This is a genomic window from Streptomyces sp. NPDC001153 (assembly GCF_053598315.1).
Window position 1 is genome coordinate 66,018 of the sequence record NZ_JBSFJZ010000005.1, and the last position, 12,080, is coordinate 78,097.

Below are 12,080 nucleotides of genomic sequence, written 5' to 3' on the forward strand. Positions count from 1 at the left end.
CGTTCTGTCGACAGGGGTAACTAACTGGATAGATACACGACCGTAGGCCTGCGGCCCGCGCGTGTCAATAACTAGATAGTTACTTGCTAGTGTGGCGGGCATGTCACGGGACTCCAGCGCCACCAAGGCCCGGCTGCTCGACGCCGCCTTCACCGAATTCGCCGCGTACGGCATCGCCGGTGCCCGAGTGGACCGCATCGCCGAGACCGCGGGGGTGAACAAGCGGCTGATCTACGTCTACTTCGGTAACAAGGAGCAGCTGTTCGACGAGGTCTTGCGGCGTGCGCTGACCGCGGGCGCCGAGTCTGTGCCGTTCGACGTCGAGGACCTGCCCGGATACGCCGGCGCCATCTTCGACCACCTCGTCGCCCGGCCCGATCTGATGCGCCTGCGACTGTGGAAACTGCTGGAGCGCCCCACCGCCACCGGACCCGAGGCCGAGGCCTTCGCTCACAAGACGGCCGAAGTGGCCGACGCGCAGCAGCGTGGTGACCTCGCCCGGGAGATGGAGCCTGCCGATCTCCTGACCATGGTTCTCGCCGCCGCCCAGGCGTGGTTCTGGGCCGCCGAGGGCGTCGACCCCAAGGAGGCCGGCCAGTCCTGGTCGGCACAGCGGCTGGCCCTGCACCGGGCGGCGGTCGTTGAGGCCGCCCGCCGTATCAGCGAACCCAGGACCGCTGGTGAGTAGCAACGGGAGGCGAACGCGCCCGAAGCTGCCGGCCACGGTCCGCTACCGCGCCTGAGTGTGCTCGCGTCGCGCTGTGGTGTCGGTGCCGTCCCACTGGTAGCGATCGGTGCCGGGCAGGCCCAGGAACTGCAGGACGCGTTCGACGAACTCGTCCCGCAGTTGCGCGAGTGTCTCCGGCACGTTGTAGTACGTCGGGATCATCGGGTACACGGTGGCTCCCGCCTCCGTGACGGCGACCATGTTGCGCAGGTGGATGAGGTTCAGCGGTGCTTCCCGGAGACAGAGGACGAGTTTGCGCCGTTGCTTGAGCATCACGTCCGCGGCTCGCTCGATGAGGCTCTCGGTCTGGCCGTGAGCGATGCGTCCGAGTACGCCGGCGGCACACGGCAGGATGATCATGGCGTCGGTGGGGTAGCTGCCGCTGGTCACCGGTCCTGACATGTCGGCCGGATCGAGGAAGCGGACTTTCGTCGACGTGGCCTCCAGGGCCTGGACCACCGAGTCCGGATCTTCGCCGGTCTGGAATTCGAAAGCCACCAGCTTGCGCCCGTTGGCCGACACCAGAAGGTTGACGTGGCCGACCCGGTCGTCTCTCTGAAGTGAGGCGAGCAAGGCTTTGGCCACTCCGGTGCCGCCCGCTCCCGTGACAGCAACTGTCACATTCTGCTGGGTCACGTCTGTCCCCTTCTTGACGCATCGGGCTGGCGGCCGCACCTTCTCGTGCCTGACGGATGGAGGTCTCGAGGCCGTCGTTGAGGACCGCTGTCCGCGTCGGTCCGACACGCACGCTGATCGGTACCTCGCCAGGTGAGCGCCAAATCCCATGGGTCACTCGGCCGGCGGCTTGTCGTGATGACTCATTCACCCGGGCGGTGGCAGCCGACCGGCTCCGAGCGAGAGTCTCTCGGGGCCGGCGGCCGAGCATGCCGGTCGGGAGACGGCCACCTGGTGGATACCTCCCGCGATCCGCGGCACCCAGGCGTCAGCGCGATGCGGCAGAGCCGGTGCCGCCTGCCGACTCGGATTCGGCGGCGAGGACCTTCGCGCGCACATCTGCCGGGAAGACGCCGTCGAACGTGGCGGGCGGTACGCGTCCGCTTCCCACCGCCGGGAGCAGGGCGTCGTGCACGACGATGGCTCCCCAGCCGTTGTGCAGTTCCTCCTCGGTGAAGCACGGGTACCACGGCATGATCGGTCCGTGCCACTGCTCCTGGCGGAGGGACGGGTGCACCCTGGTGGCCAGTGCCCACAGCAGATCCGAGTCGTTCGACGGATCCACGTCGTCGTCGAGGACGTAGACGACCGGGGAGAGCCGCCCCACCCGGGTGCCGTTCAGCACCTCGCCGATGCGGTGCACGAAGCGCGCGGTGTCCATCCCCGGCAGCGAGTCGCGCCAGTTCTGCGGGACGGTGATCACCGTCCAGAAGCAGGCGGCACCGAGCGGGAGCCAGGCCGTCGTGATCGGCAGTCCCGCCTTCCGCAGGACCGCGACGACCTCTGCGGAGATGCCGGCAGCCGGTGCGACGTGCGAGTCGTCGACAGGCCGGCCGGCGGCGGCCAGCGGCCAGATCGGGTCGTCCCGGTAGGTGATCGCCTCGATGCTGAAAAGCGGCTGCGGCGACGTCTCGGGCAGTGCCCAGCCGTGGAACTCCGCGAACGGACCCTCCACGGCGTCGCGGGTCGCGGACAGGTGTCCCTCGATGACGACCTCGGCGGAGGCGGGCACTTCCAGATCGTTCGTCTCGCACTTCACGACGTCGACCGGCTTGCCCAGCACCGCTCCGAGATACGCGCCCTCGTCGACCTCGGTCGGGACGGTCATTCCGCCGACGACGGCAATGCCGGGGTCGCCTCCCTGCACGAGGGCGTAGGGCATCGGCTCACCGATGGCCTCCCACTCGCGCCAGATCATGCCGAGGTGCTGGCTCGGCAGCACCAGTCCGGTCATGTGCTGGTCGTCGATCTTCATGATCCGGGAGATGGACCAGTTCGTCCATCGGCCGTCCGGCGTCCTGGCGATGATCACGCCCCAGGTGTTGACGTAGGGGCCGCCGTCGTCCTGGTGCACGCGTGGAATGGGGAACCGGTCGAGACGGGCTTCGTCACCCGTCAGGATGTTCTGCTTGCAGGGCGCCGAGTCGGATGCCACCCGCCGAGGTGGGAGCAGTTCCCTGGTGCCTGCTTCCCTGAGGTGTTCGACCAGTTCGGCCGCAGTCGTCGTGTACGGCAGGCCGAGAGAGAGGGAGACCCGCGCCAGCGGATGCCCGGGAATGCTCGACAGGGCACCCGGGGCGCCGATCATGCGGAACCCCTCGTCGACTCCGCTGAGGTGCTCGAAGAACGGGGCGGGCCTGCCGTTCTCGGTGGACCGACGGGTGATGGCCGACGCTTCCAGGTTCGGATCGATCACGCGTGAGATCCGTTGAATGTCCCCCAGCTCTTCGAGCGCGGAGATGTAGGACCGGAAGTCATTGATTTCAGACATCAGTTGGTTACGCCTTTCAGTTCGGAGGGGCGCGGCATTCCGTCCCAGCGCTGCGCCGAAGCCACTTGGATATCGAGTTGGTCCAGGACTCGGACAACGACATGCTCAACGAGCTCGTCAATGGTTTTCGGACGGCTGTAGAAGGCCGGCATCGGCGGCACGATCCTCGCTCCCATGCGCGAGAGCGCCAGCATGTTCTCGAGATGGATCTCGCTGAGCGGAGTCTCCCTCGGTACGAGCACCAAGGGGCGGCGCTCCTTCAGCGTGACGTCGGCAGCTCGGGGGATGAGACCGTCGGCATATCCGGTTCGGATTCCGGCGAGGGTCTTCATGCTGCACGGCGCGACAATCATTCCGTCCACGCGGAATGAACCTGATGAGATTGCCGCCCCTTGGTCGTTCCACGTATAGGTCACGTCGGCCAGGTCGGTGACTTCGCGGACCGACAGGTCGGTCTCCAGATGGATGGTCGCCCTGGCCCATTGGGACAGAACGAGATGAGTCTCCACATCCGGCTGCTCCCGCAGCCGGCGAAGCAGTTCGACACCGAAGACGGCGCCGGTCGCTCCGGTCATCCCCAAGATCACACGTCGGGACATGGGATGCACCTTCCGTACACGGTAAGTCCGTACACGGAACAATGTAGCTGCCGAAACTTCCGATTGCAAACAGTCCGTGTACCGACTGACCGTATACGGAGGTAGCCTGTACTTATGACGACCGGAGCGCGATACGACGGGACGCTGGAAGACGGCATGGCCCACCAGCTGCGACGCGCCTCGCAGGCGGTGAACGCCTCGTGGCAGCTGCGCAGCGGTGACCTCACTCCTCCGCAGTTCGCGGTGCTTCACGTCCTGGACGAGCGTGGAAGCCTCGACCAGAAGACGCTGGGCGCCCTCGCCGCGGTCGACCGGTCGACGCTCACTCCGCTTCTCGACCGGCTCGTGGCCCGCGGCCTGATCACCAAGAGCACGGACCCCGGTAACCGCCGCCGGCAACTGGTCTCCCTGACTCCTGCCGGGCACGAACGAGCGGCCCTTGGCCGCCAGCAGGCACAGGAGACAAGCCGCTGGATCGAGGAGCTGCTCGGACCCGAGCGGCTCGCGACCCTGACCTTGCTGCTCAAGGAACTCGGAGACGCAGGCCGCGACCAGCAGCCGTAGTGGGGAATCGGGGGAGGGGCGCCGGCGGTGCACTGAAGCAGCTGTTTGACAATGAACTCAAGCGACTGCTTGAGTTCATGCTGTGGTGCGGGCGGAGAAGACGGATCTGCGTCGAGAGGCTGGTCAGCGCACGCGGGACGGCCTGCTGACGGCCGCTCTGGAGCTGCTCGCACAGCGAGGCCAGGAGGGTGTGACCCTCCGCGAGATCACAGATCGCGCCGGAGCCAATGTCGCCGCGGTGAGTTACCACTTCGGGTCACTGAAGGCGTTGTGCGACTCGGCGATCGAGTATGCGTTGGAACGGTATCTGGACGCGCAGATCCGGGCACTCGATTCCCTTGGCCCCACTTCGACGCTCCAGGAGCTGGCGTCTGCGTTTGCCCGGCCGATGGTGCGCGCGCTGGCGGCCGGTGGACAGGAGCTGGCTGTGATGCGGACCGTGGCGCGCGTCGGAATCGATCCGCCCGAGGGGTGGGAGCGGCTGGCCGGGAAGTTCGACCAGACTCGCCGGGATGCCCTCCGGGTGCTGACGGCGAACCTTCCCGGAGTCGACGAGCAGGAACTGATCTTCCGTACGCGGTGCGCGGCGGGCCTGCTGAACTGGCTCGCGCTGGCGCCCATCGGTACCGAGCTGGCCGCTGTGTCCGCCGGGCAGATCGAGCGGCAACTGGTCCCCGTGGTGGCCGGGGCGTTCTGCGGGTACGCCGCAGTAGGCCGCTGACCAGGGCAAAGTTGCCGAAGACCAAATAGCTCAAACGATTGCTTGACAAGGTCTCGTACTGTCGGCATATTTTTAATCAAGCATTTGATTAACTTCGAGGAAGGGGAGAACTGCGATGGCTACCGACGCAGAAGCTGTGGTCAGGGCGGCTTACCACGCGGCCGAGGGCAGCGTCCTGGACGTCCAGGGGTTCATGGACCTTTTCTCCGAGGACGGAGTGTTCAACAACGTCGTCGCGGCGGAAAGCTACCGGGGTGAGCACCTCGGTGACCTGGTCGTCTTCATGGGCACGTTCGCGCCTGACGTCCACCGCGAGCTCCACCGGTTCCACGTCATGGGCAACACCGTCGCCGTCGAGCTGACGATCGAGGGCACCTTCACCGGGCCGTTCGAAACGCCCGCCGGGGTCATCCAGCCGACCGGCGCCAAGCTCAGCATCCCGACTGCCGACTTCTGGTACGTCGAAGACGGCAAGATCAAGGAGTTCAACTGCTACGTCGGCCTCAGCGTCATGCTCGCCCAGCTGGGTGTGCAGCCGGACTTCGCCTCCGCCGTCACGTCGTCCGCCGCAGCCAACTGACCGACCCGGCCGATCGCGAGGAAGATCTGCGTCTGCCGGACAGACGCACCCCTTCCTTCTCCGGCCCCCCTCGCACGGCCCGCGGTCCCGGCCCGCTCGCACCGTGCCGCGCGACCGGGCCGGTTTCCGGCGAACCACACCTCGACGCGGAAGAACGCCCCCGTGCGCACCACACCCGCTCCGCTCATCGATGTCCGCCGGTTCGACGACCGGTTGGAGACCCACGCGACGTGGCTTCGCGACAGGCACTCGGTCTGGGTCGGCGGTCGGCCCTACGATCCGGGCAACACCCACCACGGCCTGCTGCTGGTCCACAACGAGGACACCATCCGGCCGGGCACCGGCTTCGGCACCCATTCCCACCGGGACATGGAGATTGTCACCTGGGTGCTGGAGGGAGCGCTGGTACATCAGGATTCCGTGGGCAACTCCGGACTCATCTATCGGGGCTTGCCCAGCGAATGAGCGCCGGCACCGGCATCCTGCACTCGGAGAAGAACGACTCCTGGCACCTCGGCCGAGAGCGCCACACCAACCCCGTACACCTGATCCAGATGTGGGTCGTGCCCGACGAGACAGGCGTGACGCCCGGCTATGAACAGCTGGAAATCCATGACTACCTGCTGCCGGGCGCCCTGGTGACGGTCTCCTCGGGCATGGCTCGGCATGACGGCGATGCCGCCATCCGTATCCGGAACCGTCACACGGCGATGCACGCGGCCCGGTCGGCCGGTGGAGCTGCCCGAGGCTCCCTATGTGCACGTGTTCGTCACCCGTGGCTCGGTCGAACTCGAAGGTACCGGCGCGCTGGCCGCGGGTGACGCGGTCCGCTTCACTGCGAGTGGCGGCCAGCGGATCAGTGTGAACGAGCCCGCTGAAATTCCCGTCCGGGAGATGCACGTGGACCTCGCGATCTGACCCTGCGAGGGCGCGGCAGCGTAAGGCATCGGCCCGCGCGGATCAGCACAGCACGGCGGATGGTGCGCGTGTGAGTGGTGCTGGACGATACCCATGTCGAACTGTCCGAGAGCGAGAGTGGGTTGTTGTCCGGCGGACTGGTCGAGGGCCTCCGCCATGGACAACTGCAAGGACGCCTACGCTGTTCAACCCTCGGTTCGGCGCAACCACTCCTACTCTTCACCTGGTTCGGCAGCGCGTGCCCACCTTCACAGAGTTCGCCGTGGCTTCCGTCAGAAGCCTCTGCGCACACCCCCGTCGACCGACAGCATCACGCCCGTGAGGTACGACGCTGCGGGCGAGAGCAGGAAGGCGGCGCTGCGGCCGAACTCGTCCGGGGTTCCGTAGCGGCGCAGGGGGATGCCGGCGGTGGCGCGTTCGCGGGCGGCGTCGGCGTCACCGTGCCGTGCGTCGAGTTCGCGTACCCGGTCGGTCTCGATGTGGGCGGGCACGAGGCCGACGACACGGATGCCTCTGGGGCCCAGCTCGTTGGCGAGGTTCTTCGCGTAGCCGGCCAGGCCCGGCCGCAGGGCGTTGGAGATCGCGAGCCCGGGAATGGGCTCGTACACGGAGCTGGAGAGGACGAAGCCGATGGCGCCTCCGTCGCCCAGCTCGGCGGCGACGGCACGGGAGAGCCGCACCGCGCCGAGGAAGACCGACTCGAAGGAGGTGCGCCACTGGTCGTCGTCGATGGTGTCCGAGGTGCCTGCCGGGGGCCCGCCGACGCTGATGAGCACTCCGTCCAGGCGCTTGAATGCGTCGCGGGCGGCGGCGATCAGTCGGTCCGGGGTGTCGGCGTCGGCGTTGTCGGCCACGATGCCGACTGCCTGCGCCGGGCCGCCGAGGTCCGCCTGAGCGGCGGCGACCGACTTCTCGTCGCGGCCGCTGACGACCACCCGCGCGCCGTCCACCACCAGCTCGCGCGCGGCGGCCATGCCCAGCCCGCGGGTGCCGCCGGTGACTATGTACACCCGGTCCTTCAGTCCGAAGTCCATGTTTGTTGTCCTCTCTCCGCTGTTCTTTCTTCGACGGTGCGATCCGCGTGGCCTACAACATCGCCTTCTGGGGCTGTGTGGCGACGACGATGACGGTGGTGGTGCCGGCGGTCAGGGCCGACTTGAACTCGCGCTCCAGGTCCTCTGTGGTCTCCACGTCGACCGCGCGGCATCCGAAGCCCCGGGCGACGGAGGCGATGTCGAGCCCGGGCAGGTCGAGCCCCGGCACCCCGGGGGTCTCCTCCAGCACGGCGAACGACTTGAGGATGGAGTACTCCTGGTTGCGCATGACGACGTAGACGATCGGGAGGTTGTGCTGGGCGGCCGTGTAGATGGCCTGCACGGAGTACTGGAAGGAGCCGTCGCCGATCAGGCCGATCACCGGCCGTTCGGCGCCCCTGTCCCGGTCGCCGAGTGCGACGCCCACAGCGGCCGGGGTGCCCCAGCCGATGCCTCCGCTGGCCGTGGCGAAGAACGATCCGGTCCGGTTGGTGGGGAGCCACTCGATCTGCTGCGCCATCGTGGAGGTCGACTCGTTGACGATGACCGCGTCGGCCGGCCGGACCCTGCTGAGGGTGGCGTACACCTCCGGCGGGGTGAGCGGGGTGTTCGGCGCCTGGGGGAGCTCGCGGGGCCGCTGCATCGGTTCCGGCGCGGTCCGCTCCGATCCCTCGGCGACCATGTCCAGGAGCAGCTCGATCACCGTCTTGGGATCGCCCAGGAGGCTGTCGCCGACCCGGGCCGCCGCGGCCACCGCCGGGTTGCCGGTGATCTGCAGCAGCTCCGCGCCCTCCGGCAGGTACGGCCCGGGCACATAGGGGTAGTAGCGGAACACCTCCGCGCCGATCACGACCACCAGGTCGTGGCCCGTCAACCGATCGCTGATGGTCTTGACCGACATGCCGAGCGGGCCGCCGAAGAGGGGGTGGTCCTCCGGGAAGGAAGCCCGGTCCAGCAGCGGGGCGCCGTAGACGGCCGCGCGCAGCTTCTCCGCCAGCGCGACGGCCGCGTCCCAGCCGCCGGCCCGGTCCACCTCCGGACCGAAGACCAGCGCGGGACGACGGCTGGCCGAGATGCGATCGGCGAACATGCGCAGCCGCGCGGTGTCGGGGGCGACGCGGTCGCTGACCGTCCGCACCCGGGTGAAGCCGGACAGGGGCCGCTTCCAGTCGTCCATCGGAATCGACAGGTACACCGGGCCCGTCGGCGGCTGCAGCGCCTCCGCGTAGGCCCGCATGAAGGCCTCCGGTACATCTTCGGCGCGGGCCGGTTCGTACGACCATTTCACCCACGGCTTGGGGAGCGTGACGGCCTCTCGGTTGCCGAGGTACGGGTCGCCGATCACCAGCTCCCGGTGCTGCTGGCCGGAGGTGATGATCAGGGGTGTGTTGCCGTGGTAGGCCGCCACCAGGTTGCCCACCGCGTTTCCCATCCCGGCCGAGGAGTGCAGGTTGACCAGCGCGGGGCGGCCGGTGACCTGGGCGAAGGTGTCGGCCATCGCGATGACGGAAGCCTCCTGCAGCGCCAGGACGTAGGTGAAGTCCTCGGGGAATTCCTGCAGGAACGGCTGCTCGGTGGAACCGGGGTTACCGAAGACCGTGGTGAGTTTCAAGGTTCGCAGCAGGTCGTAGGTCACGCTGCGGACGGTGGACTTCTCAGTCATGGTTGCCATCGACTTCCTTGCTGGGGCTGGGTTTCTGGTTCGACGGGTCTGGTGGAGGGGTGCGCGCTATTCCGTGCGGTGTCGAGTGCCGTCTTCGGCGTCGTGGGGTGCCGGAAACGTGCGCCAATCTGATCCTGCTGTACAAATAGGTACTTGTCATGACATACACACTGTTCGATGACGAGCCTGATGGGAGGGCTGGGCCCGGGTCGCTGAGGAGGTGGACCATGGCCGACCACTCGGTGAGCGAGGTCTCGCCGATGCGTCCGCCCCGGCTGGTCGGCGGCTGTCAGGTGAGGCGGCGGATGGCCTCGGGGGCGAGGTCGGCGAGGGTGGGATAGCCGTCGACGGCCATGATCAGGTCTGCTTCGGCGAGCAGGGACCGCAGGACGTGGACGACGCCGGCCTCGCCGCCGTAGGCGAGGCCATACGCGTAGGGGCGGCCAATGCCGACGGCGGTGGCGCCCAGGGCGATGGCCTTGATGATGTCGGCTCCCGTGCGGACACCGGAGTCGAACAGGACGGGCGTGCCGTCGGCGGCCTGGACCACGCCGGGCAGGGCGTCGAGAGCGGGCAGGCCGCCGTCGGCCTGGCGGCCGCCGTGGTTGGAGCAGTAGATGCCGTCCACGCCGCCGTCCTTGGCGCGGCGGACGTCGTCCGGGTGGCAGATGCCCTTCAGGATCAGCGGCAGGTCGGTGATCGAGCGCAGCCAGGACAGGTCGTCCCAGGTGAGCGGGTTGCCGAAGATCCGCACCCACTCGGCGACCGCGGCCGCCGGGTCGTCCTCCGGGCTGCGGGCGAGGCGGGCGCGGAAGACGGGGTCGCGGGTGTAGTTGGTCAGGCAGTTTCCCCGCAGCTGGGGGAAGTTGCTGACGGCGAGATCGCGGGGGCGCCAGCCGGTGATCCAGGTGTCCAGGGTGACCACGATGCCCTTGAAGCCGGCCTTCTCGGCCCGGTGCACCAGGCTCTCGGCCAGCTCACGGTCGGTGGGCGTGTAGAGCTGGAAGAAGCCCGGGGTGGCGCCGAACTCGGCGGCGACCTCCTCCAGCGGATCGACGGTCAGGGTGGAGGCGACCATCGGCACGCCGGTGCGGGCGGCGGCACGGGCCGTGGCGAGATCGCCGTGGCCGTCCTGCGCGCACAGCCCGATCACGCCGACCGGGGCCATGAACAGCGGTGAGGGCAGGCGCATCCCGAACAGGTCGACGGACAGGTCCCGGTCCGTGGCCCCCACCATCATCCGCGGGACGAGACCCCAGCGTTCGAACGCGGTGACGTTGGCCCGCTGGGTGCGCTCGTCGCCGGCTCCGGCCGTGACGTAGGAGCGCACCGAGGCGGGCATCGCGGCCTGAGCCAGCGGCTCCAGTTCGTCGTAGGTCATCGGGAAGCACGGCACGACCCCGCGCAGCCCGTCCATGTAGATCTCGTCCTGATAGTCGCCGTACGCCATGGTCCGGCCCTCCTCACGCTCGACAGGTGCGGGCCCCTGAAGTCCACAATGGGAGAGTGACGCGTGAAAGCCGCCAAACGCAGGATTCTGCCTCTCAGGAGAGGCTCATGCAGGATGATGCACCAGCGCTGCTGACAGAGGACGACCTGGCGCTGATCAACGCCCTTCAACTGCAGCCGCGGGCCTCATGGACCGAGCTCGGGCGTGCCCTGGAGGTCGACCCGGTCACCGTCGCCCGCCGCTTCGGCCGCCTGTCCGAGCAGGGCGCCGCCTGGGTGGGATTCTCACCCGGCCCACGCCTGTTCGAGCAGATCTGCGTGGCCTTCGTCGTGATCGACTGCGCTCCCGGCGCCACCACCGGGGTCGCCCAGGCACTGAGCGCCCACCCCCACATGCTCACGATCGAGCGCGCGGCCGCCGGCCACGACATCCTGGCCATCGCCGCCACCCGCGACCTGCCGACCCTCTCCCGCTACACCCTCGACCTGCTCCCGCACCTTCCCGGCATCACCGCCGTGGAAGTCCGGATCGTCACCCACATGTTCACCGAGGGCGGCCGGTGGCGCATCGCCGCCCTGGACCCCGCCCAGCGTGCCCAGCTGACCGGCCCGCCCCCGTCCCAGACCCCTGTCGCCCCGGGCGAGATCACGCCCTTCGACCGCGCCCTCATCACCCGGATCGCCCACGACGGCCGCGCGCCCTACCAGACCCTGGCGAGCGACCTCGGCGTCAGCCTCAACACCGCAAAACGCCGCACGGAACAGCTCACCCGACGCGGCCTGCTGCGGTTCCGGTGCGACTTCGCCCGCCCCCTCGGTGGCTGGCCGGTCGCGGCCACCCTCTGGGCCAGAGTCCCACCCGCCGATCTCCCCGAGATCGGGCACGCCCTCGTCCGTCTGCCCGAGACCCGCAACTGCGCCGCCGTCAGCGGCCCTCACAACCTCATCCTCCAGGCCAGCCTGCACTCCGTCAGCGACGTCCTGCGCCTGGAGACCCAGCTCGCCACCGCCCACCCGAGCCTCGACATCGTCGACCGCGTCATCGCCCTGCGGCAGGACAAGCTGATGGGACGCCTCCTGGACCCCCACGGCCGCTCCGTCGGTATCGTCCCGCCCGATTTCTGGTCGGAGCCGGAGATGTGACTCACACGGTGCCCCGAGCCGCCGACTCCTCCACGTTCGGCAGGGCCCAGCGTGCCTACGGGCATGTCGCGCTGAAAGCGCCAACAGGGCGAGGGATTTGACCCAACCAGTTCGCTGCGGGAGTAGATGCGGAGCTTCGAGTAGACGTGCGAGAGGTGGTATTGGACGGCACCCGGCTCACTGGGACAGCAGAGGACAATGAGCGCCCTGGTCTCGGATGTCCTCGAAGCCCATGG

13 protein-coding genes are annotated in these 12,080 nt (G+C 68.4%); 7 read left to right on the top strand and 6 right to left on the bottom strand.

Annotated features, from left to right (window positions below):
* The first annotated feature begins 100 nt into the window (after nt 1-100).
* Nucleotides 101-688, top strand: a complete 588-nt coding sequence (locus ACWDEN_RS07020) for a TetR family transcriptional regulator (RefSeq protein ID WP_450857731.1) — start codon at nt 101-103, stop codon at nt 686-688.
* Between the two features lie 42 nt (nt 689-730).
* Here the strand turns inward: ACWDEN_RS07020 and ACWDEN_RS07025 are convergent, their stop codons facing one another.
* The 3 genes from ACWDEN_RS07025 to ACWDEN_RS07035 all read right to left on the bottom strand — a co-directional run bounded on the left by ACWDEN_RS07025 (nt 731) and on the right by ACWDEN_RS07035 (nt 3,772).
* Complete coding sequence (locus ACWDEN_RS07025; protein ID WP_351224914.1) at nt 731-1,363, bottom strand: UbiX family flavin prenyltransferase; 633 nt, start codon at nt 1,361-1,363, stop codon at nt 731-733.
* A gap of 307 nt (nt 1,364-1,670) precedes the next feature.
* On the bottom strand, nt 1,671-3,173 hold the full coding sequence (locus tag ACWDEN_RS07030) for a UbiD family decarboxylase (RefSeq protein WP_450857734.1): 1,503 nt from the start codon (nt 3,171-3,173) through the stop codon (nt 1,671-1,673).
* Complete coding sequence (locus ACWDEN_RS07035; RefSeq protein ID WP_158916923.1) at nt 3,173-3,772, bottom strand: non-oxidative hydroxyarylic acid decarboxylases subunit B; 600 nt, start codon at nt 3,770-3,772, stop codon at nt 3,173-3,175. Before ACWDEN_RS07035 ends, ACWDEN_RS07030 begins: the two co-directional genes overlap by 1 nt.
* 114 nt (nt 3,773-3,886) lie before the next feature.
* Between ACWDEN_RS07035 and ACWDEN_RS07040 the strand changes: the two genes are divergently transcribed.
* From ACWDEN_RS07040 to ACWDEN_RS07060, 5 genes are all read left to right on the top strand, one after another.
* Nucleotides 3,887-4,336 (top strand): MarR family winged helix-turn-helix transcriptional regulator, encoded by a 450-nt coding sequence (locus ACWDEN_RS07040; protein ID WP_067051826.1) that lies wholly within the window; start codon nt 3,887-3,889, stop codon nt 4,334-4,336.
* An 82-nt stretch (nt 4,337-4,418) separates the two neighbouring features.
* Nucleotides 4,419-5,057 carry a TetR/AcrR family transcriptional regulator gene (locus ACWDEN_RS07045; RefSeq protein WP_450857736.1) on the top strand — a complete coding sequence of 213 codons (639 nt, stop codon included), beginning with the start codon at nt 4,419-4,421 and terminating at the stop codon, nt 5,055-5,057.
* A 115-nt stretch (nt 5,058-5,172) separates the two neighbouring features.
* Nucleotides 5,173-5,637, top strand: a complete 465-nt coding sequence (locus ACWDEN_RS07050) for an ester cyclase (protein ID WP_450857738.1) — start codon at nt 5,173-5,175, stop codon at nt 5,635-5,637.
* 162 nt (nt 5,638-5,799) lie between these two features.
* Nucleotides 5,800-6,102: a pirin family protein gene (locus ACWDEN_RS07055; protein ID WP_450857740.1), complete on the top strand. Its 303-nt coding sequence runs from the start codon at nt 5,800-5,802 to the stop codon at nt 6,100-6,102.
* Between the two features lie 267 nt (nt 6,103-6,369).
* Complete coding sequence (locus tag ACWDEN_RS07060; protein ID WP_450857742.1) at nt 6,370-6,555, top strand: hypothetical protein; 186 nt, start codon at nt 6,370-6,372, stop codon at nt 6,553-6,555.
* 272 nt (nt 6,556-6,827) lie between these two features.
* On the opposite strand, the gene ACWDEN_RS07065 is transcribed toward ACWDEN_RS07060, so the two are convergent.
* The 3 genes from ACWDEN_RS07065 to ACWDEN_RS07075 all read right to left on the bottom strand — a co-directional run bounded on the left by ACWDEN_RS07065 (nt 6,828) and on the right by ACWDEN_RS07075 (nt 10,702).
* Nucleotides 6,828-7,589 (bottom strand): SDR family oxidoreductase, encoded by a 762-nt coding sequence (locus ACWDEN_RS07065; protein ID WP_450857744.1) that lies wholly within the window; start codon nt 7,587-7,589, stop codon nt 6,828-6,830.
* 52 nt (nt 7,590-7,641) lie between these two features.
* A complete protein-coding gene (gene mdlC / locus ACWDEN_RS07070) occupies nt 7,642-9,261 on the bottom strand; it encodes a benzoylformate decarboxylase (RefSeq protein ID WP_450857746.1) in 1,620 nt (539 codons plus the stop codon).
* Between the two features lie 280 nt (nt 9,262-9,541).
* Nucleotides 9,542-10,702: an alpha-hydroxy-acid oxidizing protein gene (locus ACWDEN_RS07075; RefSeq protein ID WP_450857748.1), complete on the bottom strand. Its 1,161-nt coding sequence runs from the start codon at nt 10,700-10,702 to the stop codon at nt 9,542-9,544.
* 107 nt (nt 10,703-10,809) lie between these two features.
* Here ACWDEN_RS07075 and ACWDEN_RS07080 point away from each other — a divergent pair, with 107 nt between their 5' ends.
* The gene (locus tag ACWDEN_RS07080) at nt 10,810-11,844 is read left to right on the top strand and encodes an Lrp/AsnC family transcriptional regulator (RefSeq protein WP_351608079.1); all 1,035 of its coding nucleotides are present in this window, start codon (nt 10,810-10,812) and stop codon (nt 11,842-11,844) included.
* Nucleotides 11,845-12,080: the final 236 nt, after the last annotated feature.

Coding starts and splice junctions, on each gene's coding strand:
- ACWDEN_RS07050 (WP_450857738.1), top strand. CDS start 5,173: ATGGCTACCGACGCAGAAGCTGTGGTCAGGGCGGCTTACCACGCGGCC.
- mdlC (WP_450857746.1), bottom strand. CDS start 9,261: ATGGCAACCATGACTGAGAAGTCCACCGTCCGCAGCGTGACCTACGAC.
- ACWDEN_RS07065 (WP_450857744.1), bottom strand. CDS start 7,589: ATGGACTTCGGACTGAAGGACCGGGTGTACATAGTCACCGGCGGCACC.
- ACWDEN_RS07080 (WP_351608079.1), top strand. CDS start 10,810: ATGCAGGATGATGCACCAGCGCTGCTGACAGAGGACGACCTGGCGCTG.
- ACWDEN_RS07035 (WP_158916923.1), bottom strand. CDS start 3,772: ATGTCCCGACGTGTGATCTTGGGGATGACCGGAGCGACCGGCGCCGTC.
- ACWDEN_RS07020 (WP_450857731.1), top strand. CDS start 101: ATGTCACGGGACTCCAGCGCCACCAAGGCCCGGCTGCTCGACGCCGCC.
- ACWDEN_RS07040 (WP_067051826.1), top strand. CDS start 3,887: ATGACGACCGGAGCGCGATACGACGGGACGCTGGAAGACGGCATGGCC.
- ACWDEN_RS07075 (WP_450857748.1), bottom strand. CDS start 10,702: ATGGCGTACGGCGACTATCAGGACGAGATCTACATGGACGGGCTGCGC.
- ACWDEN_RS07030 (WP_450857734.1), bottom strand. CDS start 3,173: ATGTCTGAAATCAATGACTTCCGGTCCTACATCTCCGCGCTCGAAGAG.